We start from the raw sequence: 15,801 nt of genomic DNA, 5'->3' as shown, positions 1-15,801 counted from the left end.
GAAATTCACATGAAAAAGTTATCATATCTACTCTTCATCATCTGCAGCCTGGCCGCCTGTAAAAGGGACACGCTCGATCTTGTTCCGCAGACACAGCTGAGCTCCGCCACCTTCTTTAAGAACGCGGCAGAATATAATCAGGCGCTGACCGGGGCCTACGCCAACCTGAGGGGCGTCGCCTTTATCGGGATCTATATGGACGAAATGCGTTCGGACAATACATTTTTCACCATCTATTCCGCCGACCGGGGCACTTCTACCAGCGCGGAGGCGATGGCCGAATTCATCGATAATAATATTTCCAGCCAGGAACCCAACAATCCCGGCAACCGCTACGGCAATGACTATTCCGGCATCTCCGAGGTCAACACCATCCTGACCCGCTTGCCTAAGTCCACCCTGGCGCAGGCGGATAAAGACCAGATCTCCGGGGAAGCGCTGTTCTTAAGGGCGTTTTATTATTTCGACCTGGTGCAGCACTACGGCGGCGTGCCCCTGCAATTAACTGAAGTGACCGATGTTACCGGCGCCTTCTTACCCCGCAGCAGCGCGGCAGACGTATACAAGCAGATCATCAGCGACCTGAACGCGGCCATCCCGGTCCTGCCCGTCGCTAAAACCTTCCCGCAAAGTGGCAGGGCGACCCAGGGCGCGGCTAAAATGCTTTTAGCCTACGCTTATATGTCCGAACCGACCAAAGAGTATGACAAGGCGGAAACAGCCCTGCTGGATATCACCAAAATGAACTATATCCTGCTCCCCGACTACGCGACGGTATTCGACCCCGCCAACAAAAACAACCAGGAATCGATCTTTGAGGTCCAATACAAAGCCGGCAATGACGGCCAGCAAAGTGATTTCATCTGGCGCTTCATCCCTAAAACCACCAACTCGGAAGCCATTTTAGGGCTGCACGGTACCAATGCCCGTGGCGGACTGGCCAGCGGCGGCTGGAACGTTCCCACCCAGGAACTCGTTGACTCCTACGAAAAAGGCGACCTGCGCCTGCCTATTTCCATCGCCGTAGCCGAAGGTACCGTCGCCAACGAGGTACTGACCACCACCGCCGTAAAAAGCCCGGTAAACTATACCCCGACCGCCGGGCTGGGTTATTATTACTTCATCAAAAAATACCTGCACCCGCCCTACCAGGTCGAGTACAATACCGACGATAACTGGCCGGTTTACCGTTACTCCGGCGCGTTATTGCTGCTGGCAGAATGCCTGGTCGACGAAAATAAAAACACAGAAGCGCTGCCTTATATCAACCAGGTCAGGAAAAGGGCCGGTTTGCCGGACCTGGCAGCCGCCACCAAAGAAAACGTAGCCAATGAAATGCGCCACGAACTGGCCTTCGAGAACCACCGCTGGACCGACCTGGTACGCAACGGCACCGCCGTCGACGTCCTCAACGCCAAAGGCGTAAGGTTAAAAGCGATCGACCCCTGGCTGCTGCCCATCACCTTTAACGTAACCCCGGACAGGCTCATCTACGCGATCCCTTTCCGGGAGATCCAGATCAACAACAAACTGACCCAAAACCCAGGCTATTAACCCGCCTGAACCATCACGATCAAGGTAAACAAAGTTAAATCTTTGTTTACCTTTTTATTTCCCCCAGGGCCAGCTTCGAACCCGCGCGGATCTCAGCGACCGTGCTTTTATAGTAATAATAGGGATGCAGGTTCACATCCGCCGTATTTGGCATCAGATAAGCCTCGACCTTCCCCTGGTACCGCAAGATCTTCCAGCAAAAAGCCGGCGCGGTGACCCGGCCAATCTTTTCCGTACTCCCATAACTCCCGCACCAGACCTCTACCCTGCGAGCGCTTAAAGCCAGTTTACGCGTATACTCCTCCAACGCCTTCCACGTCTGCTCATTCAAATGCTTTGTCTGCGGGGTCATATTCGAATAATAAAAACATTCGTGCATCTGGTCAACATCACAGGCATTATCCGCCGCATCCATATTATGCCCCCGGTCATAACGGTCGCTCCCCTGCTTATAATCCTCCCTCAGCTCCGTAACCCCCGCCAGCAAAGGATCCGCCTTAAAATCATTCGTTCGCTTCACATGACCCGGCGCCTTGGCCGTACAAATATTTTCCGCGCTATCCACCCAATACACCTTAACCGGGTACAGCAAAACCCTGTCGAAGGTGGTTGTATATCGTTTGTGATGAATGGTAACAGTGTCCTGGGCGTAAACCACCGAGGAACACAAAATTATAAGGTATAGGAATAGCTTCATTTACGGCGAAGATAATAATCCGGTGTTAAAAACCGGTTTTACGGAAAACCGTAAGAATCAGACCTTACGAATTTCGAACTTCGGATATTCATAAAATCAGCACCAAAATGGAAAAAATAGAAGCGATCAAACCAGGGCCTAAACCTAAAAAGGAAGATGGCAGCGACGACCGGAGAAGACATGTGGATCCGCCAAACAAACCAAAACACCCAACGCTCCCGACGCACTTACCACCTAAACCCAAAGGAAAATAACCTTCCTATTTAAAAGCCCGTTAAGCGGGCTTTTCTCGTTAACCGGGGCTTCTCGGGTATTTGTTTAGGATATAGACCGTCAAAGGCAACAACCGCCGGTCAGGGTATAATGGCGGCGCGCCGGGTGCGGTATAGTATTCGACCCTTCCATTGATTTTGATATACCAAATTTTTCCAATCGAACTTGCGGTTAGGGTATCTGCACGGGTATCTCGTCTGAAATGCACCATTTTATCACTATCCTTTGCGATAACAACTGCATTTGTATCATCGGGCTTTTCATCGCAGGCAATTGGCTTAAATTCCTCACCATTCCAGTACATACACTTCTGAACAATATTGTTCCTTCCCCTAAACGCAAAAAAAAGTCCAACAAATAACACCAGTAGTGACAAAGCTGATAAGGCAATTACACGCTTGTTAATTTTGGGTGGTTCCGGCGCATTGCCTGCTACCAGTGAGATTTCAACATCTTCGCTTTGCGTTTGATCATTTTCAACCAAATTTATTGAGGGTGTTTTGTTTTGATCATCACCTGATACATCATACATATCCTTTACCCGATTAGGCCGTGGCTTATAGTCAATAAGCCAGGCCAAAAGTTCCACATGTTTTGAATGTGGATTCGCAACCGTGTCATTCATAAACCGGATCAAAGGCCTAAATAAATCAATATCGACATCTTCAATCGCTTTAACGTATTCTAACATATCAGCGTGGTATCCAAAATACGAGCTTAGGATCTCCCGGTCATCTTTGGAAAACCTGCGCTCAATAACCGACAAACTTTCATCGCGTATCCTGGCCGGCGCAGGCTGCTTTAAGTTCTCTGAAAGCGGCCCGTTCAACATTAATTCACGATATCTCTCAAGTACATTTTTTTTGTGATCGGCGGAGGTCATAATAAAATTTTAAGGTAAATCTAACAAATCTGCGGCATTTTCCGCGCCCGACCGGACCCTCATCGGAATTATTACGGACAAAACGGAATTATCGGAATTGTCTGCAAACAAGCGGATTACAGCCCTATACATTTGCTTTCGATTTCGGTCAGGACGTTCAGGCCGCGATCATGAAGAGCAGTAAATGCGGCGACCCGAGCCCGGCCTGGGAAGCAGGTAAAGGTTTCCGCATCCAATGCTCACACTTCCCAAAAAAATGTAAGAAGCGCTTCTTACGCGGTTGGCAGTCATGCCCGGGACAAGGTTCCGGGTAGCTGCCGGATTTATTAACCCTTTAATTTTTTTGAAATGTTTGAGATCTTTTTAGCGCTCTTCCTGGCATTGTCATGCCCGGCAGATAAACATACGCCTGCTAATGGCGGCGGTACAGTTACTACCCAGGACACCCCTACAGCGCCCGGAGGTGGTGGAACAGGCGGTGACGGCGGCCATATTCCACCGGACGGGCCGCCACATCACTAAGCGATCATTTTAATTCAGTAAGGCAGGTATACCCTGCCTTACTTTTAAGTGCCGGTTTATTTTTATCTTTAGGTCAAAAAACCGAACCTTGGGAAAATTTCTACTGCCGGCAATCCTGATCCTGAACATTTTGCTTTCGTGCAACAAACCGCGCCCGGCTGCTACTGTGGCAGACGACCCGGATTACAAAAAAGCGAAGACCTTTCTCTACCATCAGGACGATTCAGCCTTCTACTATTTCAATAAGGTCGCCACGCGCGTGAAAGACAGTTTGCAAGCTGCTTTTGCTTATAACTATATGGCATCGATCCAGTCTGATGCAGGGGATTATTTCGGAGGCCAGGAAAGTCTTTCCGCAGCATTAAAATATTTAGATACGCTGAAAGAAAAAGACCGGCAATGCCTTTCTTCAACTTACAATGAATTAGGCCTGACCAGTATCCGTTTAAGGAACAATAGCGCCGCCATTGCCTTTTTTGATCTGGCCATCAAATATTCCGACGGGCCGAGTTATAAACTTGTTCTATTCAATAACAAAGCCCTGGCTTACCGGGAAAACAAGGAATACCAACCAGCGATCCGCATCTACGATTCAACCCTATTGAAGGCCAAAGAGCCCGAAACTTATGCCCGTATTTTGTCCAATAGCACTACCGCCCGATGGCTGTATCATCCCTCGTACAACGCGGCGCCTGAATTGTTAAAGGCGCTGGCCATGCGGGTAAAAGAAAAAGATCTTTGGGGCCAAAATTCCAGCTACGCGCACCTGGCTGATTTTTATAAAAGCTCAAGACCCGATTCTTCCTTGTGGTATTCACATCAAATGTATACTGTAGCAAGTAAACTCGGCAGTCCTGACGACGTTTTGGAAGCATTGGAGAAACTGATCAGTACAGGCCCCCAAAAAGAACTGAAAGGTTATTTTGCCCGTTATCAAAAATTGAGTGACAGCCTGGAAACCGCGCGCAGTGCCGCCAAAAATCAGTTTGCCTTGATCAGGTATAATACCGAAAAAGCCAAAACAGATAACCTGAGATTACAAAAAGACAATACAAATGCCAAATACCAGATTTTAGGGCAGCGTGTGATCATCGGGGTGATCATAGCAGCTGTAATTGGAACCTTTATCGCTTTATTTTTCTGGTACAGGAAACGAAAACAGGAACAACAGGCCGCTACATTGGCGGCAGTCCGGGATACCCAGCTGAAAGATTCAAAAAAAGTACACGATACGCTGGCCAACGATATTTATTACCTGTTAAAAAAAGTTCAAAATGACGATGTGCCGGATAAAGACTGGCTGGTCAATCATATCGACGAAATCTATGAACGGGCACGGGACATTTCCTACGAGATCACGCCGGCTGCTGAAGCGCATTTTCACGAGAACCTTTCCGCAAGGCTGAAAGCATTTGCGACCGATACAACCAGGATTTCACTGGTCGGTAACAGTCTTGAGTTCTGGGACCATATAGATCCGCTGTACAAGACAGAGCTCAAATACATTTTGCAGGAACTGATGGTCAATATGCGCAAACATAGCCATGCCACCAACGTGGTCATCCGGTTTGAACCCAGTGGCGATAAGGCTACGATCCTTTACACAGACAATGGCATCGGTATGGCGGCAGGTACGGCTGAAGGCAACGGGTTGAAAAATACGGGAAACCGTATAAAAACGATCGGCGGTGCCATTACTTTTGACAGCAGCTCAGGTACGGGCCTGCAAATTAAAATCACCTGTCCATATGTTTGAAAATGTACTCATCGCTGAAGATCACCAAAGCATAAAACTCACCGTGGAACAAACCCTGAATACATTGGGGATAACCGTCCATAACTACGCGTATTACTGTGATGACGCGCTGCTCCGGCTAAAAACCGCCTTACTGGAAAGCAACCCCTACCAACTGTTAATTACCGACCTTTCCTTTGATGAGGACGGACGGGAGCAAAAGATCACTACCGGCAGGGACCTCATCGAAGCGGTAAGAAAAATGCAGCCAGCCTTAAAAATACTCGTATTTTCTGCCGAATCCAGCGGAGCAGTGGTTCACAAACTTTTCGAAGACCAGCAGATCAATGGTTTTGTACGGAAAGGCCGAAGTGACGCTATCGAACTAAAAGATGCCATTGAGGCGATCTTTAAAGGGAGAAAGTATATCTCCCCGAGCCTGCAGCAAACCGTAAGAACAAAGAACGCGCATGATTTCAGTAACTATGAAATCGCCATTATTTCGCAACTCGCCAAAGGTACGCTCCAAAAGGACATCCCTGCTTATTTCCTGGAAAACAACATCAAACCCGCAGGCCTGAGCAGCGTTGAAAAACGGCTGAACCTCATTAAAGAAACCCTGGATTTCTCAAAGAACGAGCAACTGGTCGCCTACTGCAAAGACAATAAAATCATCTAGTTTCATGGAGTATTACGTAAACAAACACGCCCAAACCAATGGATACCATGAAGTGCACACCAAACATTGCCCTTACTTTCCAATTAACCGGGAATATCTGGGGGATTATCCCTCCTGCAAACCGGCGGTAGACGAGGCCAAAAAAACTTTCCCCACCGCAGATGGCTGCAAAACCTGTTCGCCAAGCTGTCACACCTGGTAAAAGATCCGGAAAATTTCTATATTTATTCATAAATAAAGATCTATTAACACGACCTGTCATGAAAACCCTACTGCTGCTGTTTTTACTGTTCAGTGATTGTAAACACCCGGTACTCCCGACAGATTCCACCTATGTATACATCTGCGACAGCCCCGGCGGAAAAAAGTATCACCTCAGCCAAAACTGCAAAGGCCTGCACAACTGCAGCCACAAGATCGTTAAACTCACCCTCGAGCAAGCCAAAAAGCGCGGCAAAACGCTGTGCAGATATGAAAAATAAGCATCACTAAAAATTTCCTGCTTTACGGTTTCCCGTAAAAATCACTGATAAGACCTGTTTACTTTTGAAATGTAAAAACTGTAAACAATTATGAGCGAAACATTTACAATAACATCTCCTTTATTCATGTCTGATATAAATGCTATTGATTTTTCGATGGTAAAACTTAAAATGCAGGACAAGGAAGAAGGTCCCGGATGGACAAAAGTTCAATGTGAATATGCAGAAGCCGAATATAAAAAGTTTTTAACCTTGAAAAGGACATATCCGGACAAAGAAATCGTACCTAACCGTTTGGTTGACCTCTTTTGGCATCAACACATTTTGGATACGCAAAAATATGCGGAAGATTGCCAGGTGGAAATTCCGAGGCCAATGACCACCTCATTCCACAAATGCAGTAAATCGATTCCGTAACACTTTGACCATGCTAATTTCTTGATTGCAATAAATAAATCGGAAAAGCCAGCTACACAATTTGGTGCTCTAAAGCCTAAGGTATTGCATGGTCAATCCTTTCGGAATCTCCACTTTGAGCGCTTTTTCCTGGAGATGTAGAATATGAATATTTTGCTTTTGAATCCCTTCTGCGATCCACATTTGAAAAGCTTTATAACTCCGGTCATTACTTTTTAACTCTTCCTTAAAGGCCAGATCGAAACAATAAGGCATTTTATAAATATAAAAATCCTTGAACTTCTTGAGATCTGCTGGTGATAGGTTGCCATTAGGCCCTATAAGAATGTAATCCGACAAGGCTTTTAGTAAAGGCTGGGGTTTTTGGATAAATTTGCGCTGGATTTTAATGTAGGTAATTTCTCTTTTCAGGTCTTCATTCGCTTGTCGGAAAAATTTTTTAAGTTTACTTAAAAATTCTTTTTTTTCGTCAGGTTCAGAGGACAGCCAAAAGGTCTCATCTTGCTTTATGCCTTTGATATATAAGACTTCAATAAACTTAAAAGCATTAATGCCCGCGCGGATGATGGACTTTTCCAAGTCATGATTGATGCTACCGGGATCGCTGTTTTCTATCCAGCTCAATAAATCGTCAACATTGGCTAATTTGTTGACATGATTACTTGCAATATTTGAAGAAATTGAATTCGCGACTCCGGCGACAATCGGGGCCACAATGCCAAGTCCGGTAGCTGAAGCACCTACGCCTGCAATTGTTACTGCATGCGCATCCAAAAATTTTCTAAACCCTTCGTTCGTTATGCAATTAATGCCACCGCTAACCAATAATTTGATTAAGCTTTTCTTAGAATCGTTTGTCAGATTTTTCATCCTCAGTACTTTAATCAAATGGTTTAATATTCCTCAACGAAAACTCGATGGGCCAGTTCGATTTCGTAATTAAACTTTTCAACTAAAATTAACGTTTTTTTTCAAAATATTAATTGTTCTATTGTATAGAGGAGATTCCGAAAGGCTTGACCATGCAATACCGTAGGCTTTAGAGCACCAATTTGTGTCGTTAGATTCTCCGATTTATTTATTGCAATCAATAAGTTAGCATGGTCAAAGTTTTACGGAATCGATTCATTGAATTTGCGGAATGAGGTGGTCAATGGCCTCGTAATTTATACCAATGCGGATAAAACAGAAATTACAATATTCATAATGGTGTAATCAGATGATGGTCTGTAAATATAACAGAAATCCTGATTACACGTAAAGGTGATTTTGTATCAGGCGCTTAGTGTTGCCGCCGGCATAACGCGGTTTTCTAAAGCAAGCCCTTTGGCGATCACCAGCATCCAGGTGAGCAAAGGCGTTTCCTGCTCATTATAGAGGGCGGCGCTGTCCCATATTTTATGTAGGGTCTTTTCAAGTACGATATTGCTCAGGTCCCTGTCGCCGGTAATCCGGAAAATGGCCAGCCGCAAAACTACGGCATACTGGTCATATAAGCCTTCAGCACCTACCCTGCTTTTGGCCCGGATCAGTTTAAGTAGTTCATTTTTGGCAAGTAAAGATGGGTTCATGAAAAGGGTTTAATAATCAACGGTTTATTGATACGATAAGCGTGCCAGCTTTTGCAGGCTTCAAAGGCACATCCGGTCTTGAGGTCAAACGTCCGCCCTTAACCGTTGCACCGATCACAATTCCGCCGGACATCAAAACGATGTTTTTAATGATATACTGACCCAACAAGGTCGGAACCAGGACAGAGGAAGTGAATGTCTCGTGAGGAAAAAAGAATAGCGGCAGAAAAGTGCCGGCCATTTGCAGGTATAATAAAGCCAGGGTAAGGGTGAGCCATTTCTTGGAGATCAAACCGAGCCCGATCGTACATTCCCAAATTGCCAGCACCGGCATGGAAAACCGCGGCTGAACAAACCCGAAAGTAAGTTTAGCGATGGTCTTGCCGGCAATGACTTCCGCGGCACTTACGCCGGGAAAGAATTTGAGGATACCAAACCAGATAAAGACCAGTCCGAGGGATACTCTTAAAATATTCAGGCCGTTCCGGGCTTTCCAGTCCACGGCTTTTTTTTCCTGCCGGATCAGGAACCGGATCAACCTGTTATTTTTCATGTACCTTATGTACGCTGAAAGCGAACGGGCAGATGTGGGTTAAACAGATTCTTTATAAATTTTAATCAAGCACACGGAAACGGGCATCGCCTCGCGGGGAAGACCCTGCTTGATCTTTTAGGGAACGTTGCGGAAGAAGTGGCGTTAGCTGAAAACGGCTGGGCCGAATTTAAGGTCATGGCCGCCTCAGTTTCGGTTTGGGCCGCCAAATAAATACAATTCGAATTAATTTTTTTATCCAAAACCTATTTTTTACCTTTCCGCTTTAATTTTCAAATGCCAAGTTTGGACCATATAGTTTATCAATTTTTAACCTGTATCCTTCACTCATGTCTCAAAACACACAACAATTGTTAAAAAACAAAAAAAAGAATATCCTGGAGCTTTGGATGAAGAACCAGCTGGCTGATGAAGGCTTACGCGAAGACCTGATCAGCAACGACGAACTGCGCAGCCAGTCGGAGGAACTGATCAATTCGCTGATCAATAACCTGTCTTCAGAAAATTTCAATAATCTTGAGTCTGACGAATGGAGCCCCGTTATCGAAATTTTAGGCGGCATTGCCATCACCCGTGCCCGTCAGGGCTTCAGCCCGCGCGAGACCGGAAACTTTGTATTTTCTTTAAAAGAAGCCATCCTGGATGTGCTGCAACAGGAGATCACCGACGATCCGCTGACGCTTTTTAAAGAAAGCACCAAGGTCAACAAGATCATGGACAATTTAAGCGTGGTGACTTTTGAGACCTTTATCAAAGGCCGTGAAGAAGTGATCCTGCGCCAGACGGATGAGATCACCGAGATCTCTACGCCGGTGATCCGTGTTTGGGACGGCATTTTGGCTTTGCCGATCATCGGCACGCTGGACAGCGCCCGTACGCAAATCGTAATGGAAAATCTCTTACAGGAAATCGTGGAGACCGGCTCGAGCATCGCTATCCTTGATATCTCAGGTGTACCGGCGGTCGATTCACTGGTCGCCCAGCATTTGATCAAAACCGTCAGCGCCACCCGCCTGATGGGTGCTGAGTGTATCATCAGCGGCATTCGTCCCGAGATCGCGCAAACGGTCGTGCATCTGGGAATCGATCTATCCAATATCATCACCAAGGCTACGCTGGCCAGCGCCCTGGCTTATTCGTTTAAGGTCATGCGCCTGGAAGTGAAAAAGATCAGTACAGTTTCAAAATCTTAACGTCATAGCAAATGGATAAAATTCCTATTCTCCGGATGGGAGCCTACCTGCTGGTAACCATACAAGTTGACCTTTACGACCGCCTGGCCCTCAACCTGGAAGCTGATTTGGTGCAAATGGTAAACAAGACCAGTGCGAAAGGTGTTTTAATTGATATTTCGGCCGTCTCGATCGTGGACTCCTTTATGGGCCGGATCATCGGCAATATTGCCAGTATGTCCAAAATACTGGATGCAGAAACCGTTGTCGTGGGTATGCAGCCTGCGGTGGCGATCACATTAATTGAGCTGGGCTTGCCGCTAAAAGGCGTGCACACCGCTTTGGATATGGAAAAAGGCATGAATTTGCTGAAGTCCATGATCGACTCCACAGAAGACGACGCAGACGAAGACCAGACAGCTGATGACCTTATCACTGAGTAAAGATACCATACAGGTCTTAAAAGAACAGGACGTGGTCTTTTTGAAGAACCGCGTCAAGGAAACCGCGGTGAAGATCAAGATGGGCTTGGTCAACCAGACCCGCCTTTTGACCGCATGCAGTGAACTGGTGCGTAACATGATGCGTTATGCCGATGGCGGCGTGTGCATCATCGAGGTGGTATCCAGCGGCCGCAACAACGGGGTTCGGTTAACCTTTTCCGACCGCGGTCCCGGTATCGCTGATATACAGGCAGCGATGCGTGACGGTTTTTCCACCGGGAAAAGCCTGGGACTCGGACTGCCGGGAACCAAAAGACTGGTCAATGAATTTGAGATCAAAAGCAAAGTGGGCGAAGGTACAGTAGTGACTATATTAAAATGGGCCAATGGTTGATGCGACACATATTAGTTTTACAGCAGATGACCGGAGCTATTTTTCCCTGATCAAAAAAGAGATCCATCGCCTGGCCACAGAGGGCGGTCTCATAGAATCCCGGATCAACGAGCTGGACCTTATCGTCGCTGAGATGACATCCAACCTGTTTAAATACAGCGATGACGGTGAACTGCTGATGGGTGTATTCGCCAATGGCGGAAACCCCTACGTGGAACTCATCAGTATCGACAACGGGCCGGGGATGATGAATCCCTCGCGGATGATGCAGGACGGGGTTTCTACTTCCAATACGCTTGGGCATGGCCTGGGAAGTATGAAAAGATTGTCCGATACTTTTGAATTGTACTCACAAATTGGCTGGGGTACGATCGTTCTAAGCCGGGTCTACAGCGACCCCGAAAAAGTAAATGAAAAGAATGCGGTGATCATGCGGCCTATTGTTGTCTACAAGCCGGGAGAAAAAACCAGCGGTGACGGCTTCGTCTATAAAAAAACGGATAAATATCTAAAACTCATGCTGGCCGATGGCCTGGGCCACGGACCGGAAGCCAACCTGGCGGTGAACGAAGCGGCTGCGGCTTTTAAAATATTCCCTGATTACAGCCCGACCGAAACGCTGCGTTTCATCCACAGCGCGGTCAAAAAAACAAGGGGAGCTGTCATAAACGTGGTGGGCTATGACCTGGCGCGCAGGGTATGGACCTCTGCCGGTATAGGCAATATCGCGGCCCGTTTTTTTGGCCCGGTGAGTTTTAAAAATCAAATGTCGTATAACGGTATCGTGGGTCACAACATACCCAATACCATGAACGACCAGGAATACCCGGCAGAAGAATACAACCAGGTCATGCTTTGTTCAGACGGGATCAAAACGCGCATCGATATGGCCCGCTACCCCCAAATGTATAAATATGATTTAACTATCTTAGCAGCTGCAATTTATAAGGACCACGCCCGCCGGAATGATGATATGTCGGTAATCATAGCAAAAGTGAAATGATGATAAAAGTTGTATCGATCTCTTTAGAAAACGAGATGGACCTGGTGCTGGCGCATAAACGGTCCATGAAGGTCGCAGAACGGCTGGGACTGACCATAGCCACACAGACCACTTTTGCTACCGCTGTTTCTGAAATTGCCCGTACGGTCATTGAACACACGGACGATGGCATACTGGATATCGGTCTGGAACAAAATAAAACACGCTACAGTTTGATGGCTACCGTGAGCTTTGATAAGGAGATCCGATTTACCAACGCAGACGCGGGCTTTTATTATGCCCAGAAACTGGTGCCTGAGTTTGATTTGTCGGAATTGGAAGATCTGAACAGGATCACGATGAAGATCGGGCTGCCCCGCTCCCTGAAACTTGATCCCATAAAGATCAATGCGCTGAAAAAAGACTTTGAAGAGGAACAGCCGCTTAATGCGTACGAGGAGATCAAACAGCGTAATGCTACGCTGCACCGGCTGGCTTCCGAAAAGGAAGAAGAACTGCGGCAGTCTAAACTGATCGATGAGAAGAAGACCGAGTTTATTTCAACGGCCAGCCATGAATTGAAGACGCCAATGACCGTGTTGAAAGCGTATACACAGATGGCCAGGAGTACCAAAGAGCCGGTCAGCGCGCATTTAAATGAATTGCTTGTTAAAATTGATGCGCAGTCCAACAAATTAATGGCGCTGGTTCAGCAGTTACTGGATATTTCAAAGATCGAAAACGGAAACCTGCAATACAATATTCAGCCGGTGTCGCTGAACGATTTCCTGACACGGCAGGTTGAAGTGATGAAGCACATCCTGCCGAACCATCATTTTACCACGAGTTTTGCTGATAATGTAGAAGTGTTGATCGATGAACTCCGGATGGAACAGGTATTTGCCAATTTGCTGGGTAATGCCGGAAAATATTCAGACCGCAATACCGCTATTCAGCTATCAACTGTAATCACGGATCCATCAACGATAACGGTTAGCGTTAGCGACCAGGGACGCGGTATGACCGAAGAAACCATGTCATCGGTTTTTGATAAATTCTATCGGGCCAAAGATGTTCTGAAAAGTCATACCGGTTTGGGAATGGGTTTATACATTACATCAAAGATCATTACCGATCACCAAGGCAAAATTTGGGTGCAAAGTCTCGAAGGGCGCGGCTCAACTTTTTATTTCACTATACCGATAGCCATCAGGGAATGAAAAAGATCATGATCTTTGATGATGACGAAGACATTCTCTCTATTTGCACATACATATTAGAAGGGGAAGGCTGGCAGGTACAATCCAATTTGGATTGCGTAGACCTGGTCAGTAAGATCTCCTTATTCAAACCGGATGTGATTATCATGGACAACTGGATTCCCGATGAGGGCGGCGTAGTGGCGACCCGGGAGATCAAGTCCGTAGATGCCTTAAAGCGTATCCCGGTGATTTACTTCTCTGCCAACAGTGATATAGAAACGCTGGCCAGACAAGCCGGCGCCGACCTGGTTTTCCCAAAGCCATTTGATTTGGATGCACTCAAGGAAATTGTGCGCAAAGCACAGGCTATGAAATTATAGCATTAACGCCAAACGGCCGATAATTAAGCGTACCTTACCGAGGATGAAAATTAGTAAGGATACCAGAAGATTTGTGTTCATTGTCGTTGACCAGATGAACCTCAAACTTGGAGAAGATTTTTCGGCGGCTATAGACCACGACAAGCAAACCGTTACCGTCTTTAAAATTACGGATGGCTATCAGGCAGAATTGACTGCATCCCTTGATCAGCTCCATTACCAAACGCTATTTTCCGGTGCCGCGCCGGCGATGCCTGTGATTAGTATCAATGATTATTATGAGTTCATCAATTCACAAACCGGCAATACTATTGCACATGCGACCCTTCCCGGAAACCTGAGTGACGCTGAAAAAAATGCAAAACTGGAGGTAAAACGCGTTTTGCTTGCCAATGCGCACCACATCAGCTTAAACCTGATTTACTGGCAGAATAAAAACAAGCGCTTTTTAGCACATTAGTCCAACATAAGTCAGGAAGATTTGTTGTTTGAGTAGTAAAAATTAGCGTTGCCTGAAAAAGATGGACGATTCTTTTATTGAAATGGTGGAAGCAAACGCGTCATACCAGTACAAGGTGGATTTTGTCATGGAACGCTTCGCCAATATTGAGGAGAAAATAGTTGCATCGGAGAAAACGGATGAAGAGAAGATCAATTTGTTAAAGGCCGTGAACCTGCTGAAGCCAATGATGTTCAAATCTTTAAGGCGGCAACTGATTAACGAGATGATCAGGGCCAACCTGAAAGCAAGGGAAGATGAGTTTTAATTAATTAGCTAAAGCGATGTTCCGGAATTGGTTCATGGAAACCGGCTTGGTGATGTATTCTTTTATAAAAGGATAGGCAGATACCCTTTCATGATCCACCTGCCTCACCGAAACGGTTACGACATAGATACTGATCTCTTTACACAACGAAGGGCGCAAAGTAGCGAAGGCGTCTAAAAAGCTGTAACCGTCTCTGACCGGCAGGGCAATATCGACGAAAATCACATCAGGGAGGAGCGCGGCTGTACCCTGATTTTCAAGCAGGTCACTGATCAGCTCTCCTACCTGATCATAATGAATGACCTCTTTAAAGAAATTTGGTTTATTGGCCAGTTTCATGAGGTGGTGAAAAATACCATCATCATCCAGTACCAGCAGCGTCTTATGATGCAAATCGTTAAATTAAATGTTTGGCTTTACAGGTCAATAAACATACCATCAAACAAGCAGGGAATAACAACGAAAGGTTGTGCGGCAATAAAAGCTTATGGTAGAAATCACCGGCCTAAATTAAGTGCTGACTGTCCCCGGGAAACTAATTAAAGCTAATTTAAACATGCCGGTCCCGGACAGTTCTACCATTGCTGGAAAATGGCACAATAATTAGCAGGGTTTGACCCGTTATGCCATCAAAAATTAAAGCTTTTTTTAAAAACCTGGGCCCCGGCCTGGTAACCGGCGCCAGTGATGACGACCCTTCAGGTGTTGCTACTTATTCTCAGGCAGGCGCCGGTTTCGGACTCGCTACGCTATGGACAGCGCTGATCACCTTTCCGCTAATGGCTGCTATCCAGGAAATGTGTGCACGCATCGGGACGGTAACCAGCAGCGGACTACCCGGAACGTTAAAGGCGCATTACCCAAAATGGGTGCTCTATGCTTTACTGGTAATTACCGTTCCTGCCATTGTACTGAATATCGGCGCGGATATCCAAAGCATGGGCGCGGTGACCCACCTGATCATCCCGGCCATCCCGGATTTTGTGTTCAGTATATTTTTTACAGCATTGCTGATCTTTGTGATCGTGCGGTTTGATTATGACCGCATCGCTTCCATCTTAAAATGGCTGTGCCTTGTTTTACTGTTATACCTGG

The 15,801-nt window shown here is 46.4% G+C and carries 25 protein-coding genes; 19 read left to right on the top strand and 6 right to left on the bottom strand.

Annotated features, from left to right (window positions below; translation table 11 throughout):
- Window positions 1-9: 9 nt before the first annotated feature.
- Complete coding sequence (locus FO440_RS23515; RefSeq protein ID WP_144250766.1) at window positions 10-1,554, top strand: RagB/SusD family nutrient uptake outer membrane protein; 1,545 nt, start codon at window positions 10-12, stop codon at window positions 1,552-1,554.
- Window positions 1,555-1,600: 46 nt separating this feature from the next.
- Here the strand turns inward: FO440_RS23515 and FO440_RS23510 are convergent, their stop codons facing one another.
- Entirely contained in the window at window positions 1,601-2,251 is a 651-nt protein-coding gene (locus tag FO440_RS23510) for a DNA/RNA non-specific endonuclease (RefSeq protein ID WP_144250765.1), read from the bottom strand.
- Between the two features lie 107 nt (window positions 2,252-2,358).
- On the opposite strand from FO440_RS23510, the gene FO440_RS24625 reads away from it, so the two are divergent.
- Window positions 2,359-2,505, top strand: a complete 147-nt coding sequence (locus FO440_RS24625; RefSeq protein WP_186292782.1) for a hypothetical protein — start codon at window positions 2,359-2,361, stop codon at window positions 2,503-2,505.
- A 38-nt stretch (window positions 2,506-2,543) separates the two neighbouring features.
- Here the strand turns inward: FO440_RS24625 and FO440_RS23505 are convergent, their stop codons facing one another.
- Complete coding sequence (locus FO440_RS23505; RefSeq protein ID WP_144250764.1) at window positions 2,544-3,215, bottom strand: hypothetical protein; 672 nt, start codon at window positions 3,213-3,215, stop codon at window positions 2,544-2,546.
- A gap of 362 nt (window positions 3,216-3,577) precedes the next feature.
- Between FO440_RS23505 and FO440_RS24620 the strand changes: the two genes are divergently transcribed.
- From FO440_RS24620 to FO440_RS23480, 7 genes are all read left to right on the top strand, one after another.
- Window positions 3,578-3,721 carry a hypothetical protein gene (locus tag FO440_RS24620; protein WP_186292781.1) on the top strand — a complete coding sequence of 48 codons (144 nt, stop codon included), beginning with the start codon at window positions 3,578-3,580 and terminating at the stop codon, window positions 3,719-3,721.
- A gap of 34 nt (window positions 3,722-3,755) precedes the next feature.
- On the top strand, window positions 3,756-3,929 hold the full coding sequence (locus FO440_RS24615) for a hypothetical protein (RefSeq protein WP_186292780.1): 174 nt from the start codon (window positions 3,756-3,758) through the stop codon (window positions 3,927-3,929).
- A gap of 88 nt (window positions 3,930-4,017) precedes the next feature.
- On the top strand, window positions 4,018-5,685 hold the full coding sequence (locus tag FO440_RS23500; RefSeq protein ID WP_246104314.1) for a tetratricopeptide repeat-containing sensor histidine kinase: 1,668 nt from the start codon (window positions 4,018-4,020) through the stop codon (window positions 5,683-5,685).
- The gene (locus FO440_RS23495) at window positions 5,678-6,343 is read left to right on the top strand and encodes a response regulator (RefSeq protein WP_144250763.1); all 666 of its coding nucleotides are present in this window, start codon (window positions 5,678-5,680) and stop codon (window positions 6,341-6,343) included. Before FO440_RS23500 ends, FO440_RS23495 begins: the two co-directional genes overlap by 8 nt.
- A gap of 4 nt (window positions 6,344-6,347) precedes the next feature.
- Complete coding sequence (locus FO440_RS23490; protein WP_144250762.1) at window positions 6,348-6,545, top strand: hypothetical protein; 198 nt, start codon at window positions 6,348-6,350, stop codon at window positions 6,543-6,545.
- Between the two features lie 58 nt (window positions 6,546-6,603).
- Entirely contained in the window at window positions 6,604-6,825 is a 222-nt protein-coding gene (locus tag FO440_RS23485) for a hypothetical protein (protein WP_144250761.1), read from the top strand.
- 90 nt (window positions 6,826-6,915) lie between these two features.
- A complete protein-coding gene (locus FO440_RS23480) occupies window positions 6,916-7,242 on the top strand; it encodes a glycine-rich domain-containing protein-like (protein ID WP_144250760.1) in 327 nt (108 codons plus the stop codon).
- Window positions 7,243-7,311: 69 nt separating this feature from the next.
- Here FO440_RS23480 and FO440_RS23475 read toward each other — a convergent pair whose 3' ends face one another.
- The 3 genes from FO440_RS23475 to FO440_RS23465 form a co-directional block, all read right to left on the bottom strand.
- Window positions 7,312-8,112 (bottom strand): hypothetical protein, encoded by an 801-nt coding sequence (locus tag FO440_RS23475; protein ID WP_144250759.1) that lies wholly within the window; start codon window positions 8,110-8,112, stop codon window positions 7,312-7,314.
- A 404-nt stretch (window positions 8,113-8,516) separates the two neighbouring features.
- Window positions 8,517-8,813 (bottom strand): hypothetical protein, encoded by a 297-nt coding sequence (locus FO440_RS23470; RefSeq protein WP_144250758.1) that lies wholly within the window; start codon window positions 8,811-8,813, stop codon window positions 8,517-8,519.
- A 16-nt stretch (window positions 8,814-8,829) separates the two neighbouring features.
- Window positions 8,830-9,366 carry a hypothetical protein gene (locus FO440_RS23465; RefSeq protein ID WP_144250757.1) on the bottom strand — a complete coding sequence of 179 codons (537 nt, stop codon included), beginning with the start codon at window positions 9,364-9,366 and terminating at the stop codon, window positions 8,830-8,832.
- 54 nt (window positions 9,367-9,420) lie between these two features.
- Between FO440_RS23465 and FO440_RS25175 the strand changes: the two genes are divergently transcribed.
- The 9 genes from FO440_RS25175 to FO440_RS23420 all read left to right on the top strand — a co-directional run bounded on the left by FO440_RS25175 (window position 9,421) and on the right by FO440_RS23420 (window position 14,706).
- On the top strand, window positions 9,421-9,579 hold the full coding sequence (locus tag FO440_RS25175; protein WP_144250860.1) for an alpha-amylase domain-containing protein: 159 nt from the start codon (window positions 9,421-9,423) through the stop codon (window positions 9,577-9,579).
- 116 nt (window positions 9,580-9,695) lie between these two features.
- Window positions 9,696-10,559 (top strand): STAS domain-containing protein, encoded by an 864-nt coding sequence (locus tag FO440_RS23455; protein ID WP_144250756.1) that lies wholly within the window; start codon window positions 9,696-9,698, stop codon window positions 10,557-10,559.
- 11 nt (window positions 10,560-10,570) lie between these two features.
- The gene (locus tag FO440_RS23450) at window positions 10,571-10,981 is read left to right on the top strand and encodes an STAS domain-containing protein (RefSeq protein ID WP_144250755.1); all 411 of its coding nucleotides are present in this window, start codon (window positions 10,571-10,573) and stop codon (window positions 10,979-10,981) included.
- On the top strand, window positions 10,962-11,375 hold the full coding sequence (locus tag FO440_RS23445; protein ID WP_144250754.1) for an anti-sigma regulatory factor: 414 nt from the start codon (window positions 10,962-10,964) through the stop codon (window positions 11,373-11,375). Before FO440_RS23450 ends, FO440_RS23445 begins: the two co-directional genes overlap by 20 nt.
- The gene (locus tag FO440_RS23440) at window positions 11,368-12,378 is read left to right on the top strand and encodes an ATP-binding protein (RefSeq protein WP_144250753.1); all 1,011 of its coding nucleotides are present in this window, start codon (window positions 11,368-11,370) and stop codon (window positions 12,376-12,378) included. Before FO440_RS23445 ends, FO440_RS23440 begins: the two co-directional genes overlap by 8 nt.
- Entirely contained in the window at window positions 12,375-13,577 is a 1,203-nt protein-coding gene (locus FO440_RS23435; protein ID WP_246104313.1) for an ATP-binding protein, read from the top strand. The genes FO440_RS23440 and FO440_RS23435 overlap by 4 nt, the downstream gene beginning before the upstream one ends.
- On the top strand, window positions 13,508-13,939 hold the full coding sequence (locus tag FO440_RS23430) for a response regulator (protein WP_246104312.1): 432 nt from the start codon (window positions 13,508-13,510) through the stop codon (window positions 13,937-13,939). The genes FO440_RS23435 and FO440_RS23430 overlap by 70 nt, the downstream gene beginning before the upstream one ends.
- A gap of 43 nt (window positions 13,940-13,982) precedes the next feature.
- Window positions 13,983-14,399 carry a hypothetical protein gene (locus FO440_RS23425; RefSeq protein WP_186292779.1) on the top strand — a complete coding sequence of 139 codons (417 nt, stop codon included), beginning with the start codon at window positions 13,983-13,985 and terminating at the stop codon, window positions 14,397-14,399.
- Between the two features lie 61 nt (window positions 14,400-14,460).
- A complete protein-coding gene (locus FO440_RS23420) occupies window positions 14,461-14,706 on the top strand; it encodes a hypothetical protein (protein ID WP_144250751.1) in 246 nt (81 codons plus the stop codon).
- Here FO440_RS23420 and FO440_RS23415 read toward each other — a convergent pair whose 3' ends face one another.
- The gene (locus tag FO440_RS23415) at window positions 14,707-15,099 is read right to left on the bottom strand and encodes a response regulator (protein ID WP_144250750.1); all 393 of its coding nucleotides are present in this window, start codon (window positions 15,097-15,099) and stop codon (window positions 14,707-14,709) included. It abuts the gene before it with no gap.
- A gap of 230 nt (window positions 15,100-15,329) precedes the next feature.
- On the opposite strand from FO440_RS23415, the gene FO440_RS23410 reads away from it, so the two are divergent.
- A partial coding sequence (locus FO440_RS23410) for a divalent metal cation transporter (RefSeq protein WP_144250749.1) occupies window positions 15,330-15,801 on the top strand: 472 nt, incomplete at its 3' end.

It is taken from the genome of Mucilaginibacter corticis (genome assembly GCF_007558865.1).
Lineage (GTDB): Bacteria > Bacteroidota > Bacteroidia > Sphingobacteriales > Sphingobacteriaceae > Mucilaginibacter > Mucilaginibacter corticis.
This window is presented reverse-complemented; position numbering and strand designations above follow the sequence as displayed.